22 protein-coding genes are annotated in these 26382 nt (G+C 50.0%); 14 read left to right on the top strand and 8 right to left on the bottom strand.

The features are described 5' to 3' along the window. Positions 1-7: 7 nt before the first annotated feature. A complete protein-coding gene (locus tag ACQ4MZ_RS28225; RefSeq protein ID WP_430850918.1) occupies positions 8-1750 on the top strand; it encodes a M14 family metallopeptidase in 1743 nt (580 codons plus the stop codon). Here ACQ4MZ_RS28225 and ACQ4MZ_RS28220 read toward each other — a convergent pair whose 3' ends face one another. Further along, complete coding sequence (locus tag ACQ4MZ_RS28220) at positions 1751-2584, bottom strand: hypothetical protein (protein WP_430850916.1); 834 nt, start codon at positions 2582-2584, stop codon at positions 1751-1753. A gap of 178 nt (positions 2585-2762) precedes the next feature. Between ACQ4MZ_RS28220 and ACQ4MZ_RS28215 the strand changes: the two genes are divergently transcribed. Together ACQ4MZ_RS28215 and ACQ4MZ_RS28210 are read left to right on the top strand one after the other, a co-directional pair. After that, positions 2763-3905: a DEAD/DEAH box helicase gene (locus ACQ4MZ_RS28215; RefSeq protein WP_430850914.1), complete on the top strand. Its 1143-nt coding sequence runs from the start codon at positions 2763-2765 to the stop codon at positions 3903-3905. An 8-nt stretch (positions 3906-3913) separates the two neighbouring features. After that, positions 3914-4219: a rhodanese-like domain-containing protein gene (locus tag ACQ4MZ_RS28210; protein WP_430850912.1), complete on the top strand. Its 306-nt coding sequence runs from the start codon at positions 3914-3916 to the stop codon at positions 4217-4219. 96 nt (positions 4220-4315) lie between these two features. Here ACQ4MZ_RS28210 and dapF read toward each other — a convergent pair whose 3' ends face one another. Next, positions 4316-5095: a diaminopimelate epimerase gene (gene dapF, locus ACQ4MZ_RS28205; protein WP_430850910.1), complete on the bottom strand. Its 780-nt coding sequence runs from the start codon at positions 5093-5095 to the stop codon at positions 4316-4318. 177 nt (positions 5096-5272) lie between these two features. Further along, positions 5273-5833 (bottom strand): 50S ribosomal protein L19, encoded by a 561-nt coding sequence (gene rplS, locus ACQ4MZ_RS28200; protein WP_430850908.1) that lies wholly within the window; start codon positions 5831-5833, stop codon positions 5273-5275. Between rplS and ACQ4MZ_RS28195 the strand changes: the two genes are divergently transcribed. Then, a complete protein-coding gene (locus ACQ4MZ_RS28195; RefSeq protein ID WP_430850906.1) occupies positions 5777-7258 on the top strand; it encodes an NAD(P)H-hydrate dehydratase in 1482 nt (493 codons plus the stop codon). The genes rplS and ACQ4MZ_RS28195 overlap by 57 nt on opposite strands. 9 nt (positions 7259-7267) lie before the next feature. On the opposite strand, the gene feoB is transcribed toward ACQ4MZ_RS28195, so the two are convergent. Continuing rightward, positions 7268-9403, bottom strand: a complete 2136-nt coding sequence (gene feoB / locus ACQ4MZ_RS28190; RefSeq protein ID WP_430850904.1) for a ferrous iron transport protein B — start codon at positions 9401-9403, stop codon at positions 7268-7270. 28 nt (positions 9404-9431) lie between these two features. Continuing rightward, on the bottom strand, positions 9432-9659 hold the full coding sequence (locus tag ACQ4MZ_RS28185; RefSeq protein WP_430850902.1) for a FeoA family protein: 228 nt from the start codon (positions 9657-9659) through the stop codon (positions 9432-9434). A gap of 260 nt (positions 9660-9919) precedes the next feature. Here ACQ4MZ_RS28185 and ACQ4MZ_RS28180 point away from each other — a divergent pair, with 260 nt between their 5' ends. The 6 genes from ACQ4MZ_RS28180 to ACQ4MZ_RS28155 all read left to right on the top strand — a co-directional run bounded on the left by ACQ4MZ_RS28180 (position 9920) and on the right by ACQ4MZ_RS28155 (position 16193). After that, entirely contained in the window at positions 9920-10582 is a 663-nt protein-coding gene (locus ACQ4MZ_RS28180; RefSeq protein WP_430850900.1) for a heme exporter protein CcmB, read from the top strand. 45 nt (positions 10583-10627) lie between these two features. Continuing rightward, positions 10628-11311, top strand: coding sequence for a cytochrome c biogenesis protein CcsA (gene ccsA / locus ACQ4MZ_RS28175; RefSeq protein ID WP_430850898.1), 684 nt, complete (start codon positions 10628-10630; stop codon positions 11309-11311). A gap of 77 nt (positions 11312-11388) precedes the next feature. Then, positions 11389-11613, top strand: coding sequence for a CcmD family protein (locus tag ACQ4MZ_RS28170; protein ID WP_430850896.1), 225 nt, complete (start codon positions 11389-11391; stop codon positions 11611-11613). A gap of 6 nt (positions 11614-11619) precedes the next feature. Further along, complete coding sequence (locus ACQ4MZ_RS28165; protein WP_430850894.1) at positions 11620-12054, top strand: cytochrome c maturation protein CcmE; 435 nt, start codon at positions 11620-11622, stop codon at positions 12052-12054. Continuing rightward, positions 12051-14651 carry a cytochrome c biogenesis protein CcsA gene (gene ccsA / locus ACQ4MZ_RS28160; protein ID WP_430850892.1) on the top strand — a complete coding sequence of 867 codons (2601 nt, stop codon included), beginning with the start codon at positions 12051-12053 and terminating at the stop codon, positions 14649-14651. Before ACQ4MZ_RS28165 ends, ccsA (ACQ4MZ_RS28160) begins: the two co-directional genes overlap by 4 nt. 162 nt (positions 14652-14813) lie before the next feature. Beyond that, a complete protein-coding gene (locus ACQ4MZ_RS28155) occupies positions 14814-16193 on the top strand; it encodes a flavin monoamine oxidase family protein (protein ID WP_430850890.1) in 1380 nt (459 codons plus the stop codon). Here ACQ4MZ_RS28155 and ACQ4MZ_RS28150 read toward each other — a convergent pair. Further along, on the bottom strand, positions 16190-18742 hold the full coding sequence (locus ACQ4MZ_RS28150; protein ID WP_430850888.1) for a TonB-dependent receptor: 2553 nt from the start codon (positions 18740-18742) through the stop codon (positions 16190-16192). The genes ACQ4MZ_RS28155 and ACQ4MZ_RS28150 overlap by 4 nt on opposite strands. A 233-nt stretch (positions 18743-18975) precedes the next feature. On the opposite strand from ACQ4MZ_RS28150, the gene ACQ4MZ_RS28145 reads away from it, so the two are divergent. Beyond that, the gene (locus ACQ4MZ_RS28145; protein WP_430850886.1) at positions 18976-19275 is read left to right on the top strand and encodes a DUF3817 domain-containing protein; all 300 of its coding nucleotides are present in this window, start codon (positions 18976-18978) and stop codon (positions 19273-19275) included. A 42-nt stretch (positions 19276-19317) separates the two neighbouring features. After that, on the top strand, positions 19318-21495 hold the full coding sequence (locus ACQ4MZ_RS28140) for a DUF5916 domain-containing protein (RefSeq protein WP_430850884.1): 2178 nt from the start codon (positions 19318-19320) through the stop codon (positions 21493-21495). Here ACQ4MZ_RS28140 and ACQ4MZ_RS28135 read toward each other — a convergent pair. Both ACQ4MZ_RS28135 and ACQ4MZ_RS28130 read right to left on the bottom strand, forming a co-directional pair. Continuing rightward, complete coding sequence (locus ACQ4MZ_RS28135; RefSeq protein WP_430850882.1) at positions 21492-22901, bottom strand: leucine-rich repeat domain-containing protein; 1410 nt, start codon at positions 22899-22901, stop codon at positions 21492-21494. The two genes, ACQ4MZ_RS28140 and ACQ4MZ_RS28135, sit on opposite strands and share 4 nt — an antisense overlap. Positions 22902-23167: 266 nt before the next feature. Further along, positions 23168-24142: a polyprenyl synthetase family protein gene (locus ACQ4MZ_RS28130; protein ID WP_430850880.1), complete on the bottom strand. Its 975-nt coding sequence runs from the start codon at positions 24140-24142 to the stop codon at positions 23168-23170. Between the two features lie 243 nt (positions 24143-24385). Between ACQ4MZ_RS28130 and ACQ4MZ_RS28125 the strand changes: the two genes are divergently transcribed. Both ACQ4MZ_RS28125 and ACQ4MZ_RS28120 read left to right on the top strand, forming a co-directional pair. Beyond that, positions 24386-25384, top strand: coding sequence for a patatin-like phospholipase family protein (locus ACQ4MZ_RS28125; protein ID WP_430850878.1), 999 nt, complete (start codon positions 24386-24388; stop codon positions 25382-25384). A gap of 3 nt (positions 25385-25387) precedes the next feature. Further along, the gene (locus tag ACQ4MZ_RS28120) at positions 25388-26278 is read left to right on the top strand and encodes a glycerophosphodiester phosphodiesterase family protein (protein ID WP_430850876.1); all 891 of its coding nucleotides are present in this window, start codon (positions 25388-25390) and stop codon (positions 26276-26278) included. Positions 26279-26382 lie beyond the last annotated feature (104 nt).

Genomic DNA, 26382 nt, shown 5'->3' with positions numbered 1-26382 from the left:
TCCGTTCATGCGCTTCAAACTAACACTATTTCTGTTGGGTATTCTCCCGGCAATTGCATTCCACGCGGAAGCCCAGTACCAGACCCGTTTTGAAAAAAGCGGTGGCAAGCAAACCCCTACCTACGACGAAGGCATTGCCTACTACCGGCAGCTGGCCCAAAATTTCCCGCAGGTACAAATGCAGGAAAAAGGCCTTACCGACAGCGGCAGGCCATTGCATCTGGTATTGTATTCAAAAAACAAGGTCTTCGATGTCAAAAAACTGAGAGCACAGGGCAAGGCTATCCTGTTTATCAATAATGCCATCCATCCCGGAGAGCCGGATGGCGTGGATGCGTCGATGATGCTGTTGCGCGACATGCTCGTGCATCCGGCCAAATTCCCCGAACTGGACAGCGTTGTGGTGGCTATCATTCCCTTCTACAATATCGGAGGCGCGTTGAACCGCAATAGTACCACCCGCACCAATCAGGCGGGGCCGAAGGAATATGGTTTCCGGGGAAATGCGCGGAATTATGATCTGAACCGTGATTTTATCAAAGCTGATACCCGCAATGCACGGAGTTTCGCTGCCATTTTTCACGAGCTCGATCCCGACCTCTTCGCGGACACGCACGTGAGCAATGGCTCTGATTACCAGTATGTAATGACGCTCGACTACGCTCAGAAAGACAAACTCGGCGGTCCGCTTGGCGATTTCAACGAGAAGGTTTTTCTACCTTATATGTACAAGCATTTGAAAGAAGCTGGCTTCGAGGCTACGCCCTATGTGAATGCCTACGGGCAAACGCCTGACAAAGGTTTTGTTCAGTTTCCCGATTGGCCGCGCTATTCCACAGGATACGCCGCTTTGTTTCATACCATCGGCGTGATGACCGAAACACATATGCTGAAACCCTACGATCAGCGCGTAAAATCGACTTATGCCTATTTACACGGCAATATCAAGTTCCTTGCCGCGCACCGGAAGACGCTGTTGAGACTGCGGAACGAGACGAAAGAGGCCGTCAAAAAGCAGGAGAAGTTTGCTATTACCTGGCAGGTCAATAAATCAAAACAATCCACGATCGCATTCAAAGGCTACGAGCCCGAGTACATTCCCAGTGAAGTAAGCGGGCTGCCCAGGCTGCATTACGACCGGTCAAAACCATTTACCAGGGATATTCCATTTTACGACTCCTATGCCCCGCTGGACGAAGTGACGCGGCCGGAAGCCTACATTATCCCGCAAGGCTGGCACAATATAGTGGAGCTGCTACGGCTGAACGGCGTGCAAATGAAAGCGCTCGAAAAGGACTCGGAAATGAATGTAGAAACCTATTATATCGAGGAGTTGGAAACGCCTAAGCAGCCTTTCGAAGGACATTACTGGCATACTTCGGTGAAACTAAGGACTGAAAAGCAGAAACTGCCTTTCAAAAAAGGAGATTGGTATATCCCCGTCAATCAATCCGTGAACCGGTACATCATCGAAACCCTCGAACCAAAAGCGGTGGATTCGTTCTTCAAATGGAATTTCTTTGACACCATTTTACAGGCCAAAGAACATTATTCGGGCTATGTTTTTGAAGACCTGGCTGCGGATTTGCTCAGAAAGTCTCCCGAACTGAAAGCGAAGCTCGATGAGAAACGCAAGGCAGATCCCGAGTTTGCGAAGAACGGCAATGCACAGCTGGATTTTATCTACCAGAATTCGGTTTACGCGGAAAAGGAATACATGCGCTATCCCATTTTCCGCGTCGTGCGGTGATCAGAAGCGGAGTCCCAAGTTGAAATTGAACTCACCGGTGATTTCCATGCGTCCGTTACGGTAAGTACTCGAATGGTATTTCTCCCGATCCAGATAGCGCGGGCCTACCCCGGCATTCAGCCCGATTTGAAAATGCGGAGTAATCTGGAAATTGACATAATTATTAACGATCATTCCCATTCGGAAGCGGTTGCGTTTTTCCTCTGTGCTGGTGGTAACGCCGCTTAAAGGATCGTATTTGTTGGTGTATTGCCATTTTGTGCCAATTCCGGTAAAGAGCGTCGGCCCTACTGCATAAGTAACGCGTTTCTGGCCAAATGGATAAACTTTCAAACTGGGTGAGAAATAATACATCTGGTCGTCGGAGTCCTCGCCGATCGAGGGAAGGTAGTAACTGTCGGGAATGGTCAATGTGAAAGGTAAGAGTAAGCCGAAATAGCCGCGTTTGTCGAGAATTCTTTCATAACTAATGCCAAAGCCCGGGCCGCTGTCCAAAGCCTTGAAAGGGGAAAAATCAATTTTGTTTTTACCTAATTCTTCGTCCTGGACGATGGGCTCATTCCGCTCCCGATTCCTCGTATTACTACGCTCGGCACGTTTGTCAAACCAGACTATCTGACCATTCCCGAACTCGATGCGTAGCAATTCGTTCTTTCTGACCACAAAATTAGCTGCATTCGCTTCCAGGCTGATCTTGTACAATACCTTATCGATACCTACTTCGACCACTTTCCCTTCGATAATAGAACCGTTTTTCCGGACTATTACATCCTGTGCCTGAGCGGCTATGAAGAAAAGTGATAATAAGAATGTGAGAGTAAGAATTCTGCCCATAATGGAGTTGTGTTGATGGCTAATAGTCAAATTTAGAGTATTACTGAGTACTTTTGTGCAGTATATCCACTGAACGTTTAAAAATAGAGTTCTGTTATACCATCGGCCGCAACGGCCAAACATATTATCCGGGCTGCATTTATTCAGTTAAAGTAATGGCAGCCATTAAAAAGACCAAATGACATTTCAGGATTTAAAACTCATAGAGCCGATTAAAAGGGCTCTCCAAGAAGAAGGATACACCACTCCCACTCCCATCCAGGCCAAAGCTATTCCGGTTATTTTAGAAAATAAAGATTTGCTGGGCTGCGCGCAAACGGGTACCGGCAAAACTGCCGCCTTTGCGATTCCGATGCTGCAATTGCTGCACGAAAACCCGGTCGGGAAGTTTGAAAGAAGCCGTATCCGTGCATTGATTCTGACCCCTACCCGCGAGCTGGCGATCCAGATCGGCGAGAGCTTCGCTGCGTACGGGCGTCACACCCGCGTGAGGCATACCGTTATTTTCGGTGGTGTAGGCCAGAAACCGCAAACCGACGCTTTGGCAAGGGGCGTGGACGTGCTCATCGCTACGCCGGGCCGTCTGCTGGATTTGATTAACCAGGGGTTCATTAAACTGAACCAACTGGAATTTTTCGTCCTTGACGAAGCCGACCGCATGCTCGATATGGGCTTTGTGCATGACGTGAAAAAGGTGATCAAATTGCTACCGAACAAGCGCCAGTCGCTATTTTTCTCGGCCACTATGCCTCCGGCGATCGTGACTCTGGCAGGTACTATTTTGAGAAACCCGGTGAAAGTGGAAGTTACCCCGGTCTCTTCAACGGCCGATACCATTCGCCAATCGGTGTTTTTTGTAGATAAATCAGACAAAAACTCGCTGCTGCTGCATATTCTGAAAGATGAATCGATTGCTACGGCATTGGTATTTACCCGCACTAAACACGGGGCCGACAAGGTGGTGAAAGTATTGCGCAAAGCAGGTGTTACTTCCGAAGCCATTCACGGTAACAAGTCGCAGACCGCCCGCCAGAATGCATTGAAGAATTTCAAAAGCCAGACTACGCGCGTCCTCGTAGCCACCGACATCGCCGCGCGCGGTATCGATGTGGACGACCTCACACACGTAATCAACTACGAAATCCCGAACATTCCCGAAACCTACGTTCACCGTATCGGTCGTACCGGCCGCGCGGGAGCGAAAGGCATTGCGATGTCGTTCTGCGACAAAGAAGAGAAGCCATATCTCAAAGATATTCACAAGCTGATCGCTAAAAATATTCCGGTTGTGAACGACCATCCTTACGCGGTGAGCAGGTAATTGGCAGTATGCTGAAAAAAACTTACTCGGAGATTGACCTTCCTCAGGCACTCGCATTGACCAAAGGCCCGGATGCCGTGCTGGTGGACGTGCGTGAAAACTGGGAGTTTGAGGAATTCAACGAAGGGGGATTGAACATTCCACTAGCTGAAATCCGGGAAAAGCGTCCGCTCGTGGCGCCCTACCAGACGATCGTCGTCATTTGCACGAATGGCGTCCGCAGCAAAGTCGCCGCAATGGATTACTGCCGCGTCCCCGAATGGGCCGAAAAGCAGATTTATCATGTAAGAGGCGGCATTATCGAGTCGGAGTAACGGAGTTGGAAGCTTAAAGTTTAAAATAGAAGGCAAAGTAAAAAGTAAAGCCTTGCAAATCATCGACTTGCAAGGCTTTACTTTTTACTTCAAACTCTAAACTTCCAAAGTTCCTTCAAAGACGCGCACTGCGGGACCGATCAGATAAACGTCTTTAAACTGGCCTTCGCCGGCATCCTGGTATTCCACCGCCAGCGTTCCGCCGATCGTTTCTACCTGTACCGGGCCTTGCCAGCCTTCGCGTAGGTGCGCGGACAATGCGCAAGCGGTCACACCCGTTCCGCAGGAGAAAGTTTCGTCTTCCACGCCTCGCTCGTAAGTACGCACGCTCAGGTGGTTGTCTTCGATTACCTCTACGAAATTCACATTGGTACCTCCTTTGGGGCCGTACACGGAACCGTAACGGATCTCGCTGCCGATATTCACCACATCGGCTTCGTGGATGTCGTCCACGTACGTTACGTAATGCGGCGAGCCAGTGTTCATGAAATCGTATTCCTCATATTGCTCCACACCATTCACGTTCGACATTTTGAGGCGGATGGTATCACCCGAAACAGTCGCTTCATGCTCACCGTCGACCGCTATGAATTTGGTACTGTCCTTGAAAAGCCCCAGGTCGCTGGCGAAACGCACCACACAACGGCCGCCGTTGCCGCACATGCTGCCTTCGCCGCCATCGGCATTGAAATACACCATGCGAAAATCGTAACCTTCCGCATTTTGAAGCAGGATAAGGCCGTCCGAGCCGACGCCGAACCGGCGGTGGCAAATCGACGCGATCAGTTCTTTGGAAACCGGGAATTGCAGGTCGCGGTCGTCGATCATGACGAAGTCGTTGCCGGTACCCTGGTATTTATAAAATGGGATAGTCATAATGTTATGCTTTAAGCTGTAAGCCATAGGCTTGTAAGCTATTTTGTATTCGGAAAATTGTATGCCCGGGAATTATAGCCTATGGCTTAAAGCTTATAGCCTTTTCCAAAAAACAAAACCCCGCAAGAAAAATTCGCTTGCAGGGTTTTAAAATTTCGTTCCCGAAGGTCCTTTGGATTACTTCGTGGTTTTAAGCTCTTTAATACGAGCTGCTTTGCCCTGACGGCCACGCAAGAAGAACAGACGTGAACGACGTACCTTACCACGACGAATAAGCTCGATTTTCGCGATGCTTGGTGAAAGGATTGGGAAAACACGCTCAACACCGATACCGTTTGAAATTTTACGTACTGTAAAAGTTTCGCCAGCTCCGTTTACGTTACGACGCTGCATAACGGTACCCTGGAACTGCTGGATACGCTCTTTGTTACCTTCACGGATTTTCACGTGAACGTTGATCGTGTCGCCTGATTTGAAATCAGGATACTCGGATTTACGATTTTCAATCGTAGCTTCTACGAGTTTAATAAGTTCGCTCATGACGAGTGATTTTATGGATTTAAAATGATAGCTTGCTCCCAGCGGACGGGGTGACGCCCCTTCATTCAAAACAGCTTTTGAGAAAACGAGTGCAAAGCTAGCATTATTTGTCCGTAACAAAAAGCTTTTCGCGTGATTATCATGAAGATTTTCAATGTAGAACAGATCCGGGCGATGGACGCCTATACGATCGCACACGAACCCATCGCCTCCATTGATTTGATGGAGCGCGCGTCACAGGCATTTGTACGGTGGTTTTGTAATCAATATGTCAATACCCGCCCTATCGCCGTCTTTTGCGGCAAGGGGAACAACGGCGGCGACGGCCTGGCGATAGCCCGCATTCTGAGCGGCTGCGGCTACGATGTGCAGGTTTTCATCGTGGAATGCACCCTGAATGCGACTGACGATTTCCGCCAGAACTACTCCCGGCTTGGCAGCCACCTCACACCGCGCCGCATTCATTCAGAAAATGACCTTCCACAATTGGGAAATAAAGTCGTTTGCATCGATGCCTTGCTGGGCTCAGGCCTGTCGCGCCCCGTTGAAGGTTTATTAAGCATTGTCATTCAGTATTTAAATGAATTGCCCAACAGGCTCGTATCCGTCGATATTGCCAGCGGGCTCTATACCGACCAGCCCAATAACCCCGACGATGTAGTCGTCAAACCGAAATACACCGTTACGTTTCAGTTGCCGAAACTGGCATTTTTGCTTCCTCAGAATGCCGAATACGTCGGCGAATGGCATGTAGTCGATATTGGTCTCAGCTCCCGGTACATGGCTGAAACGAGCACACCATATTATTTCACCGACAAATTTGAAGCTGAAAAGCGCATTAAACTCCGTCAGAAATTTTCACACAAAGGCACTTTTGGACATGCCGTGATCGTCGCCGGAAGTTATGGCAAAATGGGGGCCGCGGTTCTTTCGGGAAAAGCCTGCCTGCGCTCGGGTGTGGGGCTGCTCACTATGCACGTTCCTGCATGTGGGTATGAGATCATGCAAATATCCGTTCCGGAAGCGATGGCGACCGTCGATGAAATGGAAAAATACATTAGCAAAGCCCCTGACCTGTCTTCGGCCACGGGCATCGGCATCGGTCCCGGTATCGGCCAGGAAACCGCGACGGTGAAAGCGCTTGAAAAATTGTTGGAACAAGCCAAAGGGCCCGTTATTATCGATGCAGACGCCTTGAACATTCTTTCCACAAACCGGCATTTGCTTTACAAATTGCCGAAAAACACGATCTTAACACCACATCCTAAAGAGTTTCAAAGGCTTGCAGGCGAGAGCAGTAATGAATATGAGCGGCTGGAAAAAGCGCAGGCATTTGCGGCCAAATACAAAATAATTATCTGTTTAAAGGGCGCCAATACCGCCGTCATTCTTCCCAACGGCGATGTCCATTTCAACTCGACAGGCAACCCGGGCATGGCCACCGGCGGCACTGGCGACGTGCTCACCGGTGTTATCACCAGCCTCCTCGCGCAAAAATACGACCCTGCCGATGCAGCTATCCTGGGCGTATACCAGCACGGCCTCGCCGGCGACCGCGCCGCCGAAGCCCGGGGGCAAACGGCGCTCATTGCATCGGATGTAGTGGAGCACCTCGGTTGGTAACTCGTTTGATTAACTCAAAATCTGATAAACCAAAAACGCCGATCCGTACGCCAATACCATCAGGTAAGCCAGTTGGATCAGCGGCCATTTCCAGCCGTGCGTTTCGCGGTAGACGACTGCGATCGTGCTCATACACATCATCGCGAATACGTAGAACATGAGGAGCGAGTAGCAGACCGCCGGCGTAAACATTTGTCCGCCGGTTTCAGGATTTTTTTCCTGAACAAGGCGCTGCTTAACGGTAAGGACGTCCTCTGTATCGCCGCTGATGCTGTAAATCGTGGCCATCGTACCGACGAATACTTCGCGTGCGGCAAACGATGCCAATAATGCAATCCCGATTTTCCAGTCATAACCCAGGGGTCTGATCACCGGCTCGATGAAACGGCCGAACTGGCCCGCATAGGAGCTTTCCAGGCGGGCAGACGCAACCGCTGCGTCGATTTCTTCCTGTGGCGCGGTGGCCATGGAGGCTACTACCTGCTGCTCGGCCAAATTCATGCTGTCCCCCGGGCCGTAGGACGCCAGTACCCAAAGGATAATAGAGATCGCCATAATGACTTTACCAGCTTCCAGTACAAACGATTTCACGCTTTCGTACATCATAAACCCGACATGCCCCCAGCGCGGCAGCTTGTAGGATGGCATTTCGAGCATAAAATAGCTCGGCTCCCTTCTTGGAATAAACAAAGAGAGAAACCACGCTGAGCCCAAAGCGCCAAGCAAACCCAGCAGATAAAGCCCGAACAAGGCAATTCCCTGCATGTTGAATATGCCCAGTACCTTCGTTTCCGGCACTACCAATGCAATTAATATCGTAAAAATCGGAAGACGGGCAGAGCAGCTCATCAATGGTGTCACCATGATCGTGAGCAAGCGCTCATACCGGCTGCTGATGCTGCGGGTGGTCATGATAGCGGGAACGGCGCAGGCTACACCCGAAATGAGCGGCACCACGCTGCGGCCATTAAGCCCGAAACGACGCATGAGCTTGTCCATGATCACCATAACACGGGCCATATAACCCGATTCTTCGAGGATGGCAACCAATGCAAAAAGGATCGCGATTTGGGGGATAAATATGATAATACCACCGATACCGGCCATGATACCGTCGGTAATGAGGTCGTTCAGCACACCTGCGGGTAATGTGCCTTTTACCCATTCGATAGCAGCGGCGGTACCCGCGTCGATCATATCCATCGGATAGGATGCCCAGGCAAAAATGGCCTGGAATACGACCAGCAACACCAATGCAAACGTGACATACCCCCAAACACGGTGCAGCAAAATGCTATCCAGCTTGCGCGTCCAGTAAGGCTGCTCGGTGGCGCCGTCGGACTTAACCGCTTTGGATACGATGGGTTTGATTTTCTCGTAGCGGGCGATGGTTTCGTTCGCGAGGAAATTATTTTCGTCGAAACCGTATTTCTCAATCAACGCATCGAGCCTTGCTCTTACCGGCTGTTCGAGGAAAGAAAAGTTATCGTGTTGACAAACATATTGGAGCGCCACATAGTCATTTTCCAGCTGATGAATTTCCTTCACCTCATTGATCAGCCCTATTTCACTTTCTTTCGGCTCGTAGAAGTATCGCAGCGCAGGCTTTTCTGTGCGTTCCACAACCTGCTTCACAGCCTCTTTCAATCCCTTCATACCTTCGCCTGTACGCGCATTAATGCGCACGACAGGTACATTGAGCTGCATCGCGAGCTGCACCGCATTCACGGCCAGGTTCATGCTCTCGGCAACGTCCAGCATATTCAATGCGAGCACGGTAGGAATACCGAGGTCGTTGATTTCGGTAAAAAGCAACAGGTTGCGTTGCAAATTGGAGGCGTCGGCTACGATCACCACCACGTCCGGGAAGTCGGGGTGTTTGGGGTTGGCAAGAATGTCCATCACCACCGCCTCGTCCCGTGATTTAGGGTAAATACTATATGTACCCGGCAAATCGACGAGCGTTACGAGGGCGTCGTCGTGCCCATTATCCCCTGCAATGCGGAATGTCCCGGATTTCTTTTCGACCGTCACCCCCGGAAAGTTGCCCGTTTTCTGGCGCATTCCGGTGAGTGCATTAAATAGCGTAGACTTGCCGGCATTCGGGTTACCTACCAGCGCAACTTTAATATTTCCCTGTTTCAATTGAGAGGCTGTATGCGGAACGCAATCTTTACTCTAATTCAATCACTGCGGCTTCGTTCAAACGCAAAGACAGGCTGTAATTCCCGCCGACGTTGATGCAGATCGGGTCACCGAAGGGCGCAATCGCATCCAGACGCACTTCACAACCCGGCAAACAGCCCATTTCGAGCAGTTTGAGGGACATTGCACGGTCTGCGAATGATTTGATTATGCCTTTTTCACCCTTTTTGAGGTGGGAAACGGTACGAGCCGACATACGTTCCTTATTTAGATTCATTTTATTTAAAGTACAAATAAAGCACTCTCAGACGGTAAATCAAACTTTACTTCTTTTAATGTGCCTACCGTTCGCCAAATCATTCAAAATCCTGACCGTTTTATTATTTCCCTCGGGCTTTGTGTCGTACTTTTGCAGCGCGAAACGAAGTACCGGAAGCCGGAAAAAGCGACGCTGGTTACATTATAACAGCAAACAGAAAGCCGGAAGCTGCAAGCCGATGGCCCGCACCAATTACCTTGAACGAGATTAAGACCCTGATCTGGAAAGAAGTAACACTCGAATGGCGCCAGAAATACGCGTTGAGCGGGATGTTGCTGTATGTGGTCAGTACGGTGTTTGTCTGCTACCTCAGTTTCAACCTCCGCAGAAATCAGCTGACACCGATCGTCTGGAACACATTATTCTGGATTATTTTGCTTTTCACAGCGGTCAATGCCATTGCCAAAAGTTTTTCACAGGAACGCCACGGGCGCCTGCTCTATTATTACAACCTGTGCAGCCCTCAGGCTATTATCATTTCCAAAATTATCTATAACTCGCTGGTAATGGCAGTATTATCGGTACTTGGGTTTGTATTTTATGCATTTGTGATGGGCAACCCGATCCAGGATAACGGCCTGTTTTCGATCTGCATCCTACTGGCATCCACCGGTTTTGCTTCCGTTCTCACACTCATAGCGGGCATAGCTTCCAAGGCCGACAACAGCGCTACGCTCATGGCCGTGCTCAGTTTCCCGATCATCCTGCCGATGCTTTTAATGACGATCCGTTTGGCCAAAAATGCCATGGATGGTCTCGACTGGTCGGTCAGCGCCGATGAAATCACCACACTATTATCGATCGATCTGATAGTAATTACGCTCTCTTACCTGCTTTTTCCTTATTTATGGAGAAGCTGAAAAACAGCAGGTTACAGGGCATAACTTTTAAAGTACTAGTTTAAAATGAGAAAGATCTGGTGGAAAATCCTCTGTGTCGTGATCATCTTCTACGTGATCATCATGGGATTTATCGGTCCCGTTCCACGCCTTGCCATTATCAATGAAAGTATCCGCAACACCTACTTCCACGTAGCTTTATGGCTCGCCATGACTACGCTGCTTCTGCTGTCGATGGTATTTTCAATCCGCTACTTAATGAAGGGTAGCATTAAAGACGACGATATTGCCAGCGAGGTAGCAAAAGCCGCTATTTTCTTTGGGATATTAGGCTGCTTAACCGGTTCGGTGTGGGCCAACTACACCTGGGGCGATCCCTGGCCGAACGACCCGAAACTGAACGGCGCAGCAGTAGGCATCCTCATTTACCTCGCCTACCTCTTGCTCAGAAGCTCCTTTGAGGACGAGCAGCGCCGTGCCCGGATTTCTTCGGTTTACAACATTTTTGCATTCGCCGTTTTCATCCCGATCATTTACATTCTGCCCCGCCTGACCGACTCTTTGCACCCGGGCAGCGGCGGCAACAGCACGTTCGGGTCTTATGATTTCGACAACAATATCCGCAAGGTATTTTACCCGGCAGTGATTGGCTATATCCTGCTCGGATTGTGGATTGCTGAACTTCGGATCCGCATCAAGCAGATCAATCGCGTGCGGGAGGAAGCACTCATCGAATCGGGCAAGCTGTAAGCATTTTGGCCCGAATTAGGTTTTTTACAAACGTTTCAAAGTAAATTTTCGTTAAGGTTTAGTCCATCATATATACAATGAAAAGAATTTCCCTCATCCTCCTGACATTGCTGGCGGTTTCCGGCAATTTGTTCGCGCAGGCGGGCGACACTTCCGTTGAAATGGCCGACAGGCTCCGCGCCGACGGTAAAATATGGGTCGTGGTGGCGGTAGTTGCCGTTGTTTTCGCAGGATTGGCGATCAACCTGTTCCGTATTGATTCCAAGTTGAAAAAGATTGAAAAAGACCTCAATATCAAGTAAGCCCCTATGAAAAAGATACAGATATTCGGATTGGTGATCATCGCGGTTGCAATTGGTATTATCGTTTCAACTGCCGGTGATGCAAGTACTTACGTCGATTTCACGAAAGCCAAAGAAATGGCTGCGGATGGCGACAACGAGAGCATTCACGTTGTAGGCAAACTCAAAAAAGACGCGGCAGGACAGATCCTGGAAATGGAATACCGGCCGGAAATCGACCCTAATCTGTTCGTTTTCACATTGGTCGACAACAACAATGTGGAGCAAAAGGTGGTCTACAAAAACACCAAACCGCAGGATTTCGATAAATCCGAGCAGGTCGTAGTAGTAGGAAAAATGCAGGACGGCTCGTTTTCGGCCGAAAAAATCCTCATGAAATGCCCGTCGAAATACGAGAACGGTAAAATGGAAACCACGGAACATACTGCAAAACAATCATGATTCACAGTACGATCGGAAGTGCAGGACACCTGCTGGTTATAGTCGCGTTTGTAACGGCCATTCTGGCGACGTTCGCTTATTTTAAAGCGGGCATTGCGGGCGGTACCGTAGAGGAGACGCAAACCTGGAAAAAGTTTGCACGCGGCGTCTTCTGGGTCCATCTGGCGGCCGTGATCGGGGTGGTGTTCTCGCTCTACTGGATCATCGGTAACCATTATTTTGAATACCATTACGCCTGGAAAAACTCGTCGCTTTCCCTGCCGACCGGCTACACCATTTCCAGCTTCTGGCAGGACCAGGAAGGTAGCTTCCTCCTCTGGATATTCTGGAACGTGGTACTCGGAGCGACGTTAATCTTCACCAACCGCTCGTGGGAAGCGCCGGTAATGACCGTTTTCGCGTTGGTACAAGCATTCCTTACCTCGATGATCCTGGGTGTGGTAATCCCGGGCCTCGACCTTAAAATCGGTTCTACGCCGTTTCTTTTGCTGAAAGAGGTAATGCCCGACCTGCCTGTTTACAAAATGGACCCGAATTTCATCCCGAAAGACGGTAATGGCCTCAACCCATTGTTGCAAAACTACTGGATGGTGATCCACCCTCCTACCCTGTTCCTCGGCTTTGCGAGCACGCTTATTCCGTTCTCGTTCGCAATTGCGGGTCTTTGGAGCAAAAGAATCAATGAATGGATCCGCCCTGCATTGCCATGGTCGTTGTTTTCGGCACTGGTACTGGGGGTAGGTATATTAATGGGTGCTTACTGGGCTTACGAAACGCTCAATTTTGGTAGCTACTGGAACTGGGACCCTGTTGAAAACTCATCCATCGTGCCCTGGCTCGTACTCGTCGCGGCGGTACACGTAATGATTATCGCGAGACGGAATGCGACTGCATTGAAAACGTCGTTCATTCTTACGATCGCCACATTCATTCTCGTCCTTTATTCCACATTCATGACCCGCAGTGGCGTATTGGGCAATGCTTCCGTACACTCGTTTACGGATCTTGGCCTTTCAGGTCAGCTGCTGATCTACCTTTTCACCTTCATGATCGTGTCGATCGGCTTGCTGGTCGCGCGCTGGAAATCATTGCCGAGCGACGAAGAAGAGGTGTCTACCTACTCGCAGGAATTCTGGATTTTCATTGGCGCTACGGTGCTTTGCCTTTCCGGCTTCCAGATCATCGCCACAACGTCTATTCCGGTTTACAACAAAATCGCGGAAGCATTCGGTACCGTACTGAACATGGCGCTGCCCGCCGACCAGGTGGCGCATTACAACAAGTTCCAGCTCTGGTTCTTTGCATTGATTATTGTTTTGACGGGCGTAGGCCAATATTTCTGGTGGAAAAAAACCGGCAAAGGCAAGTTGCAGGCATTGTACAATCCGCTATTAGTGGCATTGCTGATCAGCGCGGCGGTGATCACTTACAAGCAGGTTCGCGATATTCAATACATTGCATTGCTCACGACTTCGATCTTCGCGATCGTTGCCAATGGCAATATCCTGTTAAACATTATCCGTGGTAACTACAACCTCTCCGGAGGTGCTATCACACACATCGGCGTAGCACTGATGCTGATCGGTATTTTGTTTTCGTCGGCTTACACCAAAGTCGTTTCGATAAACAACTCCGGCCTGATGATTTCCCGCAGTGAGGAATTTACTGCTAACGACAACAAGGAGAACAAAGAAAACATCACCCTTTGGCTCAACAAACCTGAGAAAATGGGCGATTACATGCTTACCTGGCGCGACGTGCGCGTGGAACCGCGTCACATTCCGGGTTACATACCGAAGAGCTGGGTCGATATCGTAGAAGGTGATTACCACGCCGTGGCATTGCGCGACATCGAGGTAAACGGCCAGAAATACAACAAAAAGGGCGATACTCTCGAAATTTTCCCTGAAAACTTCTATTACGAAATCGAATACCGCGAGCCTTCGGGCAAGATATTCACGCTCTTTCCACGTGTGCAGATCAACCCGCGCATGGGTGGGATCGTGTCTTCGCCGGATATTCAGCGTAAAGTCGATAAGGATTTGTACACCTACGTTTCCATGGTGACTAACCCTACCGCAGAGCCGGTTTGGAGCCAGAGCGAGAACTTTACGATCAACCTTCGTGACACATTCTTCGTAAACGACTACGTAGCCATTCTGGATAATGTAGTCCGCACCGAAGAGGTAGAAGGCATCAAACTCGGCCCAGGCGATGCAGCTGTGAAGGCGATCATCCGCGTACTGGATAAAGACAAGGAGTTTGTGGTAACCCCATCGTTCGTGATCCGCGATCGCATGGTAGCACGCAAGCCGGAGGTAAGCGATGAGCTCGGCATGCGCATTCAATTTAACGAAATCAACCCGCAGACAGGCCAGTTTACATTTGGTGTAAATACTACCCAGCGTGATTTTATCGTCATGAAAGCGACCGAAAAGCCGTTGATCAATATCCTGTGGCTCGGTACATTCGTGCTGGTCATCGGCTTTGTAATGGCTACTATCCGCCGGTTCAGGGATTTTGTCAAAATGCGGAACAAGGAAACTGCTGCTACGGAGCCTAAGGCCAAAGTAAAACCGAAGGTACAAACCGCGTAAGCGATTCATTTGAAATACATTACAAAGCGGCCCGGACTTTAACAACCGGGCCGCTTTTCTTTTGAATACCAGAAACTAAGTAAATCTGCCTCTCGCTAAAGGTTTGTTTGAGCTGCGTATATAGGTAAGTAATTTGAGGTACTCAATCGACCTCATTACATCATGGACAAGCCGCAACAATCCTCCCGGCGCGAATTTCTGCGCCAATCCGCCCTGCTTGCAGGTGCCTCAATTCTCTCCACACGCTCTTTCGGAAGCATCTACATTGGCAAGCAAGCCCGCGTGATCGTGATCGGCGCCGGGTTCGCCGGGCTGGCCGCCGCCTATGCCCTCAAACAAAAGAATGTGGATGTGACCGTCCTCGAATCGCGTAACCGCATTGGTGGCAGGGTATTCTCCCATACCATTGATCCGAAAGAAAACCTCGTCGTAGAACTCGGCGCCGAATGGGTAGGCAACTCGCACGAGCGCGTTCGTGCATTGTGCGACCAGTTCAAAATACCGTTGCTCAACAACCAGTTCGATACCCACCTCATTTACCAGAACCAATATTATAAAGCCAACGCCTGGGATTTCACGGATAACTGGAAGGCCAAAATGAAGACGCTGCTCGAAGGCTACAAAAAGCTGGACGAAAAGCAGAAAATCGAGCTCGACAGTATCGATTGGTGGCGTTATCTCGTGAACAATGGCTGCGAAGGTAAGGACCTCGTCTTCCGGGAACTGCTCGACAGTACCGATTTCGGTGAGAGCATCCGGCACGTGTCGGCCTACATCGCATTGGCCACATTTGCAGAGAGCAGCGAAAAGAATGAGATGGATTTGAAAATGCAGGGTGGCAATGCCATGCTAGCGAAGAAGTTTGCGGAAGGGATTGGAAATGATCGCATTCTGACCGGCCACGCCGTGAAACGCATCGAACAGAAAGATACCGTGAAGGTAACCTGCGAAAACGGCAAGACTTTCGAGGCCGACAAGCTTATCTGCGCGATTCCGACATTTGCTATCCGGAACATTCAGTGGGAACCGGGATTACCGGCTGAAAAGGTACAGGCGATTAACGAGCTGCAATATGCCCGCATCAACAAGAACGCCATTCTATTCAAAAAGCGCTTCTGGAAAGATGAGAGCTTCGACCTCATTACCGACCAGACGCCGCATTACTTTTACCACGCTTCCAAAAATCAGCCATCCCAAAAAGGTGTGCTGATCTCCTACACGATCGGAGAAAAGGCCGAACTGATCGCTGCACAAAACGACGCGTGGCGGAAACAAATGCTGGCGCAAACGCTTAGTCCCTATTTTCCCAAAGCGAAAAAACTCATCGAATCACAAGCCAATTATTACTGGGGAACCGACAAGATTTCGCAAGGTGCATACGCCATGTACGGCCCGAACCAGTGGTACACCACCCGCCCTGCCTTGCAGAAGCCTTTCCTGCACACCTCTTTCGCCGGCGAACACCTCGCCGACTGGCAGGGGTTCATGGAAGGCGCGGTAGTCACCGGCGAAATGGCGGCGGCGGAAATCATCGCGGTTTAGAACCGCAATCCCAACCTGGTAAAGAAGAACGCCCCGTTGCTGCCCATTTGCACAGGGTCCCAGGCTCCGCCCGATTCCGTCAGTGCGGGCTGGAATTTGTCGGGGTACACGTTCAGGATATTGCTGCCGCCGATGGACAGGGATATATTTTTGGTGAATTTGTAATTCAATGTAAGGTCTGTCTGGATTTTGGGGCTGTATGTATCAATCATATAGTCCCAATTCGCCAGCTTGATTTCACCGAAACGGATAAACCGCAACATCGCGCTGAACTTGCTCACGGAGTAGTCGAATGTAAGGTTGATCTTCGAAGGCGGCGCCGATGCGAGTACGAAATGGCGTTCGCGGTCGTCGAAGTAGATATCCTCTTTGCCCGCCAGCTTAGGCACGGTATTCACCGGCCCCAGTTCCATCCAGTTGAAGTTGGCAGCCACGGTTGTGCTGAGCCTTCCGGCTCCCATCGCCGCAGAATGTGCTACAATGACGTCCAGCCCCTTGGTAGTGGTGTATTCCAATGCATTGGTAAAGAATTGTGCCTTTCCTACCCGCAACGCTTTCAGCAGGTCACCGATATCCTCATCGTCGTCGCTGAACTGGCCGGTAAGCACCACGCGGTCTTTGACTTTCACATAATAACCGTCCACAGTCACCGAAAGCCCCGCCGCTGGTGTGAAGGTGATCCCCAGGCTGCCGTTCAGGGACGTCTCCTGTTTCAACCGGGGAATACCCAATGCCTGGGTTACGGCACTATTGTTGTTGGCAAGCAGTACTTCGACAGCCTGGCCGTTCACGAAATTGGTAAATGTCGAATTGAAATACTTCTGGGCCAGCGACGGTGCGCGAAAGCCGGTACTCACCGACCCGCGCAGTGAAAAAGCCTCGGTAACTTTGTAACGCAAGCCCAGCTTACCATTTAAAGTACTCCCAAAATCACTGTAATGCTCAAAGCGACCGGCAACATCCATGAGGAACTGTTTGGTAACATCCGCTTCCAAATCTACATATGCCCCTACATTGGAACGGCTGTGGTTGGTCACATCCGCCGGGCTGTAACCGGGGAAGCCTTGCGAGCCACCAGCGAACTCGGGGTCATAGTTACGATAGGAAGCCTCCTCGCCTGCAAAGATCTTGTAGCGTTCCTTCCTGAATTCCGCCCCGAATGCAATATTCAAGCCCTGCATCACGGTTTTATAATACCTGCTGACATTCAGATTGACCACATTTTGCCCGAGTTGAAAACCGCCTGCGTCGAACGAAGTCTGCGAACGCTCACCCAGCGACCTGTTCAGTGAATTTTTCACGCCAAAATGAAACTTGTTGAAGCCATAGGTATTACTTAAATCGATATCCCACGATTTCCAGACCCCACGTATGCCCGCAGCCACGGAGCGGTCTTTAATTTCGCTCGTAATGATCGGATCAAAGCCGTTCGGGTAAATGGAAGGGATATTCCGGTCGTCGTCCGCAAAACGCGTCCACGCGTACGCATCGCCCTTGCGCTCGTTGATACCTCCGAAGCTGTAAACCTGGAAATTGCTGCCCACCGGTATTTTCGCATTGTAGTACACCGCGGCATTGCGGATTTCCGGGTCGCCATACTGCCGCCGCGCAAGGTCCGACTCGCTGGTCACGGTATTGGCACGGTTGGTGTGGTCGCGGGAATTGTAATCGGCCGTCACGTTAAGGAATCCCTTTTTCGCAATTTTCACACCGTAGTTTGCATTGATATTGTAATTCAAACCGTCGAACTTCTTATCATCAAACCGGTACTTAGCCTTGAACATGCCCGCATTCGCATTCACAGCCAGTTGGTTAGTCGTTTCTTTCAACACAATATTGATGACCCCCGCAATCGCATCTGAGCCGTATTGCGCGGCGGCACCGTCGCGCAGTATCTCGATACGCTCAATGGCCGCGGCCGGGATCGCATTCAGGTCGGTGCCGGTGTTGCCCCTCCCACGCGAGCCGAAGAGGTTCACCAGTGCGGACTGATGCCGCCGCTTACCGTTAATGAGCACCAATGTCTGGTCCGGACCAAGCCCACGCAGTGAAGCGGGGTCGACATGATCGGCGCCGTCGGAGCCCGTCTGGCGGTTAGAGTTAAAAGAAGGCGCGGCGAATTGTAAAAGCTGGTTCACATCGAGCTGCCCTTGCTTGGTGGTTACTTCGCGGATGTCGATCACATCCACGGGTGCAGGCGTGTCGGTCGAAGAGCGGTTCAGGTTCCGGGAACCGACCACCGTCACCTGGTTCAGTACCGTGGCGTCAGCCAGCGCAAAGTCCTGGGTGGCGGCGCCGTCCAATTCCCTTTCCATTTTGTTGTAACCTACATAGGTTACCACGAGTGTCGCATTGTTATAGCCTACTGTAAGGCTGTATGCGCCGGTTCCGTCGGTGACGGTTCCATTTCCGGTACCTTTTTCCAGCACAGAAGCGCCAATCAGCGGCTCACCCTTTTCGTCGGTAACCTTCCCGGTTACTTTCAGGCCCTGCGCATAACAATAACAGGAGAGGAACACGAAAAGCCATGTTTGGTAGATTCGTTTCATAATATCGAGATAAGGTGCTATTATTACCAATAATGCAATTTTTAGCCTTAAAACAAATATCATTCAGAATAAAATTTTTCAAAAACCCAATTCTACCAAATTTACCTAAACTACCAGTTACATAAATACAAAATGTAATATTTCCGGGCAAAAGCTTTTTTGAAGTTCCTGCGTTTCAAGGAGCTTGATGCGTATCTTTGCCGGTAAATTGTATTCCCCTATTCTGATTTCCTATGGTATCCGAACTGATCAAATCGGCATTAGGCCGTCTCCGTATCATTGCATTTCTTGAAGGCATTTCTTTTATCGTACTCCTGGGCGTCGCGATGCCCCTTAAATATTTTGCGGGAATTCCACAGGCTGTGCGCATTGTAGGCATGGCGCACGGAGTACTCTTTATCCTCTTTGTGCTCCTGCTCATCCAGGTTGCCACTGAAAAAAGCTGGTCTTTCAAAAAATCGGCCTTATCGTTCCTTTCTTCGCTGGTACCATTCGGGACTTTCTATGCAGATTCCCGCTGGTTCAAAAACTGAGTATTCATGAACCTTTTATATTCCTAAACATCCCTTGACCAAGTGCTACGTACCTTTATCCTAACCCCTTTCATTTTCTGTTTCATCATTTTTCAAAGCATTGCCCAGAAACCGAACGAAAACTACCAGTATCACATCCATTCCGCCACTTCACCCGTCAAAGTCGACGGGGTAGCGGACGATCCCGCGTGGTCGGCAGCCGAAACTGCCAAGGACTTTTTCATGATCACGCCGATGGACACCAGCTTTTCCAAGGCCCTTACGGACGTGAAACTGTGTTATGACAAACACAACCTGTACATCCTGGTCATCAACTACAAGCCGGTCAATGGCTCGCTGATCGTCGAATCGCTCAAACGTGATTTTGCATTCGGAAAGAACGATAACTTCCTGCTTTTCATGGACACCTTCGATGACAAGACCAATGGCTTTTCATTCGGTGCCAATGCAGCAGGAGCGCCGTGGGACGGCCAGCAGGGCGACGGCGGTACCGTCGACCTCAGTTGGGACAACAAGTGGGTAAGCGCGGTGAAGAACGAAGACGATAAATGGGTCTGGGAAGCAGCCATCCCGTTTAAAAGTATCCGTTACAAGCCGGGTATTACGCGCTGGGGAATCAATTTCAGTCGCCAGGACCTGACAATCTCCGAAAAATCGTCGTGGGCGCCCGTTCCGCGTCAATTTCCGTCGGCCTCGCTCGCGTATACGGGCGTGCTCGTGTGGGACACGCCTCCGCCCACGCCTGGCCCGAACATTTCGGTGATCCCATACGCAGCCATGCGTATGACGAAGGACTACCAGAACGATCTTCCTACCAAATATAAGCCCACGATCGGGGGTGATGTAAAAATCGGGCTTACCCCGTCCCTCAACCTCGACTTGACCGTCAACCCGGACTTCTCGCAGGTAGATGTGGACGTGCAGCAAACCAACCTCGACCGTTTCGAGCTCTTCTTCCCCGAGCGCCGGCAGTTCTTCCTCGAAAACGCCGACCTTTTCGCGAATTTCGGGTACGCTACCATTCGGCCGTTCTTTTCGCGGCGCATCGGTTTGGGTGTACCCATTCAGTTTGGCGCCAGAATGAGCGGCAAAATCAATAAAAACTGGCGTATCGGCGTGCTGGATGTGCAAACCGGCGCTAACGATACGTTGACGCCGCATAACAACTACGCTGTGTTTGCATTGCAACGGCAGTTGCTGGCACGTTCCAATGTGCGTTTCATATTCGTGAACAAGGACGCGACGAATTACACACTGGAAAGGCATTCGGCCACCAACCGTTACAACCGGAACATCGGTGCGGAGTTTAACCTGGCCAGTGCCAAAAACCTCTGGACCGGGAAAGTAATGTTCCTCAAATCGTTTACGCCCGGTAAATCATCCGACGACTTTACGCACGCGGCCGACCTGAAATTCACGAAAGCGAATTTAATATGGCAATGGCAGCATGAGTATGTGGGTAAGAATTACAATGCGGAAGTAGGCTATGTACCCAATGCCGTACGAATGGGTTATTACAAGATCAGCCCCAATGTAGCCTATCTGTTTTTCATTAAACACAACAAAATCATCAGCCACGGGCCCAAGCTCGTAAGCAATGTTTACTGGGACAAGAAGTTTGATGTCAGTGACAAGGAATTCATTTTGTCCTACAACATTAACTTCATCAACCGGGCAACGGTGGCCCTGTGGGGTTCCAGCAACTACGTGCGCCTGCTGCGACCGTTCGATCCCACCAATCTGGGCGGCTCCACCCTCGCTACCGGTACCGAGCATAACTGGAAAGCCGTTGGTTTTGACATCGTTTCGGGGCCGCAAAACCGCTTTACCTACCTTGCATCGGGTATTTTGGGCGGTTACTACCAAAATGGCAAACGCAACAACCTCAAAGCTGAACTCGGTTACCGCGTGCAGCCTTACGTAGCTATTACCATGGCAGGCAACTACAACGATATCCGGCTTCCGGAACCGTGGAAACGCACGCAGCTTTGGCTCGTAGGCCCGCGGGTAGACGTGACGTTTACGAACAGCCTCTTTTTCACGACATTCATGCAATACAACAATCAGGCCGACAACATCAACCTGAATGCTCGTCTGCAATGGCGCTACAAGCCGGCCTCCGACCTTTTTATCGTGTATACCGACAACTATCTGCCTGAGAATTTCAGGGTCAAGAACCGCGCAATTGTATTGAAATTCACCTACTGGTGGAATCTCTAATAAAACACTTCGATATTCTTGCTTTTAAGCTGGCTCAACTGATCGCTGTATTTACGTTCGGCATCCTGTCCCAAAAACGGATTGCCACGTAAATGCAGCTTATCGAGCTTGCGGATCTGCAAAAGCTGTATGGGAAACTCCGGAAAGTTATTGGCTGAGAGATCCAGCTCCTGCAAACTGGTAAATGCTGTGAGTTGCGACGGGAATGTCGTCAGCCAGTTGTACCCCAAATCCACAATACGCAACTTCTTCATGCGCGTAATACGTTCGGGAAGTTTGCTAAGGTGATTATGATGGGCGTATATGGTATGCACGCTTTTCAGTTTATCCATGCGCTTCGGCAATGCCGTAAGCTGATTATGCGATACAGCAAAATGCGTCAGGCGTTTCAGGTTTGTGACCGACTTTGGCAGGGTTTCCAGTTTATTATAATACAAATCCAGCACTTCCAGGCCGCGCATTTTGCCGATCCCTTTGGGTAATGCGATGAGTTCAGCTTTGTAAAAATTGAGATCTTTGACTTGTCTCAGCCTTCTGAAGCTGGCGTTGGTCAATCCGGTCATCAGGTTATTGCCGAGCCAGAGGGTTTCGAGCTTTTTGCAGTTCCGGGCGGCCCGTGGAATATCGGTAACGAGGTTCATTTGTAGGTTAAGGAGTGCCAGCGATTTATTTTTACTAATGGCAATGCTGTTGTCTCGTAATATATTTCTGCTCAGGTCGAGGTGCCGTAGCTTGGGCAGACGCGCCATGTCGAGGTTGACGGTTTCAAGGTCGTTATCGCCCAGAAACAGCTCTTCCAGGTTGGGGAAGCGGTATATTACCTCAGGAATGCTTGTAAGTAAATTCTGCCCAAGCGCCAGCGTCTTCACTTTTAATGTGTCTTTCGTCGCTATTGCATCGGCCAGGCCGTGCACCACACTGTCCTTTTTAACCTGCGGTTCCGCGGGGGGCCGGATATAGAAACTAACGAAGACAGTGATGGCCGTTTTAGTGCCGATAGTCCTGCGCGAGACAAAATCGGTGAGATAAGGGGTGAGCTGCGCGGAAACGGCCGCCGCGAGTGAGTCGGCTACGGAGGCATCCTCCTGTTTCTTCCCATCCGCTGTCCGAAAGCCCCGCGTAACGCTCAAAACGAGGTAATCGATCTTACCCTCCGCATTCAGGTAAAGCGTGTTCCAGGCCATGTATTCCTTGTATCTATCCGTTCGAACGATTTTCTCGTAGATGTTCTCGAATACCGTCCTCACACTGTGCGGAGTTTGATTCACCGGGCCTTCATTATTCTGATATTCCCGATTTAATTTCTGTGCAAGCTCTTTGGTGACATCTTTCTGTAACAGAACCACAGGCTGGGCCAACAACCCAAGGCTGACGGCAAGAAGAAAAGTAGTAAGGAATATTTTCATGACAGACAGCATTAAGTGAGTACACAAACATAACTAAAAAGATAGTTATTTATTATACTTACTTATATATTTTCTGTCAGAAGTAATTTTGAATGATTGAATGATTGAATGATTGAATGATTGAATGATTGAATGATTGAATGATTGAATGATTGAATTAAAAAAGGTCAAGTATAGTCAAGCGTGGTCAGGTATTGTTTTTGACAACTCACGACGATTTCTGACTCAATGACGATTTATTCGGTCATTCAATCATTCAATCATTATTATTTACTCCGCTCAATGGTGTATTGCACCAACTGTTCGAGCGAGCGGCGGTGTGGTGAATCGGCGAATTCGTTCAACAGGGCGAGCGCTTCTTTTACATACCTTTCCATCACCTCTTGCGCGTAACGCAATCCGCCCGATTCTTTCACGAATGCGATTACCTCGCTCACTTTATTGGGCTTGTGACTTTCGTTGCGAATAATATTGATAATGCGGCGCTTTTCGAGCCAGGACGCATGGTTGAGTGCGTAAATGAGCGGGAGCGTCATTTTTTTCTCCTTGATATCGATCCCCAACGGCTTTCCGATCTCGTCTTCGCCGTAGTCGAACAAGTCGTCCTTGATTTGGAAAGCCATGCCCACCTTCTCACCGAATGCGTGCATTTTGTCCACCACTTCCTTCGTTGCCCCGACTGAGCTCGCTCCCACCGCGCAACATGAAGCGATCAGCGAAGCGGTCTTCTGCCGGATGATTTCGTAGTAAACCTCTTCATTAATATCCAGTCTACGGGCCTTTTCGATTTGCAGCAGCTCGCCTTCGCTGAGCTCGCGAACGGCGGTAGAAACTATTTTCAGGATTTTGAATTCTTCGTGATCCACCGAAAGCAACAACCCGCGTGACAGCAGGTAATCGCCCACCAGTACGGCAATCTTGTTTTTCCACAATGCATTCACCGAGAAGAATCCACGACGGTAGTTCGAATCGTCCACCACATCGTCGTGCACGAGGGTAGCCGTATGCAGCAGCTCGATCATCGCACCGCCTCGGTAAGTCGATTCGGCAATATCACCACAAACTCCAGCGGACAGGAACACGAACATCGGGCGCAGCTGCTTGCCTTTCCGCCTCACGATGTAGTTCATGATCTGATCCAAAAGCATTACTTCGCTTTTCATAAACTGGCGAAACTTCTGCTCGAAAGCTTTCATTTCATCCGCAATAGGAGCCTGGATATCCTTTATTGAAAGGGTCATATTCATGTACGAGGGCTAAAAGGTCCCTCCTGATAATAAAAGGACGCGAACAGGGGCATGAGTTTGTGAAAATGTTCGTTTAACCCTCTGAACTCTGATCTTCAAATTTGGAATAAAATCTTCTGTTTACATCAATTTTAAATCGAAAATGTTTAGAATTGGACAAAGGCCTGGGCATCAAAAACGGCCGACTGCCGACTGCCGACAGCCGAAGTACAAACTAAACCACGTAAACCAGTCCATATGAAAGCACTCGTTCTCGGCGGAGGGTCCATGAAAGGAGCATTTCAGGTAGGCGTCATCCAGGCCATCCTGGAAAACGGCTTCGAGCCTGAAATGGTCTACGGAATTTCAGTAGGCTCGCTGAATGCTACATTCCTGGCGAATGAAACCGGCAAGCAAATGGCCGAAAATAAGAAGATAGATTGGCCACTGGCAGGCCGCAAGCTGCTCGAATTCTGGATCAAGAATATCACCCAGCCACAGGACATTTCCACCTTGCGCTCCCGGGTAATGCTGGGGATGAACACGCTTATGAGCCGTTTCGATGGCATCGTGGATCCGTCGCCGCTCCACCAGCTTATCCGTAAGCACCTCAACGACGATTACCTTCGTAATACACCCATTAAAGTGAAAGCCGGGGCCGTGAATATCGAAACTGGGGAAATGAAATATGTCTCCACGCAGGACCCGCATTACGTGGATTTTGTGTACGCCAGCTCTTCGATACCGATGCTGATGCCCGCCGTCGAAATCAACGGCCAGCTTTATCTCGACGGCGGCTTGCGCGAGGTCGCACCCATACGCGAGGCCATCGAGGACGGTGCGACGGAGATCATCCTGATCGGTTGCCATTCCCCCCTGCTCTACCAGCCGGAGGGCATCAACACGCGTAACCTGATCACGTTGATCGAGCGTGTACGCGACATTACCGTGAACCAGATCGTGAACAACAATATCCAATGGGCCGAGTCGTATGTCGACCGCTCAAACCTGCGGGGTAAGCCCATGAAACTAACGGTGGTAAGGCCGCTGACCCCGCTCTTTCTCGATTTACAGCATTTCAATTCGGAAGACATTTCCCGGCTGATCATCGAGGGCTATCGTGCAGGTGTGGAATCAATTTTGAAAGCCGAAAAAGGCGGCGACTCCGCTATCACCGACCCCGCCATTAACGGCTCCGCCATTCGCGACGCCTCTAAGCACGGACCACGCCATACCGAATCAAATAATGTGACATAAACAATGAAGAAACCAATCCGGCTAGCCCTTGCAGCACTGCTACTGGCTGCCCTTTCACACACTGTCCAGGCCCAAACCGGCGACTGCCAGTTCAAGGATGCCGAAGCACTGAAAAGCTATCTGAAACCCGGCAAACGCACCACGCCTTTAATCATGGCACATCAGGGTGGTACCGAAGACGGTTATCCCGGCAATAGCATGGCCACCTTCGAGCGGACGTACTCCAAAGTGCCTTGCGTGCTCCTGGAAATTGATGTCCGCGCAACCGCCGATAGCTTGCTGGTGATCTTACACGACGACGACCTGGCATTAAAAACCAACGGAAAAGGTTTGTTGAGTAAAAAGAAGTGGAAAGAAGTCAGCAAACTGAGGTTAAAAGATCCCTATGGTTCCATGACGGAGCACCCCATACCCACATTCCAGGAGGTGCTGAACTGGTCAGCAGGCAAGAATTTCGTGCTGGTTATCGACAAAAAGCCCGAAACGAGCATTACCCAGACCATCAAAATGCTTCAAGGAACCGGGAACCTGTATAAATCCGTATTGATCTGCTACTCATTAAAAGAAGCACAACTGGCCCATCGGCTGGCCCCTCAACTCATGCTGGCGGCTGGATTCAATAGCCCGGAACATATCGACGCCGTCGAGCAATCGGGATTACCATTGGAACAGCTTGTAGCGCTCACACCCCGCGAATTGCAGGAAAGCTCCTTTTACCAGCGCATTCACGATCTGAACGTTACCTCTTCGCTTGGGACCAACGGCAATATCGATACGCTTCAAGTCGCCGAATCAAGGCCATTGTACCAAAAGCTCCGGGATTCAGGCGGCCCGGACATTATCTGCACTGATAATCCGATTTTGGTGCAGAGCATTTTTTATAAGAAAGATTGAGGATTGAAGGGAGGAAGAGCAAGATGTCAGTCTGATTTCTATGATAAAACCAAGTGATCTTGATAGGTTGCTTGGTTTTTTATTAGGGCAAAGATGGTGTGCAT

It is taken from the genome of Dyadobacter sp. BHUBP1 (genome assembly GCF_050587785.1).
Taxonomy (GTDB): Bacteria; Bacteroidota; Bacteroidia; order Cytophagales; family Spirosomataceae; genus Dyadobacter.
Note: the sequence above shows the minus strand (reverse complement) of the source record. Positions and strands in the feature narration are given on the sequence as shown.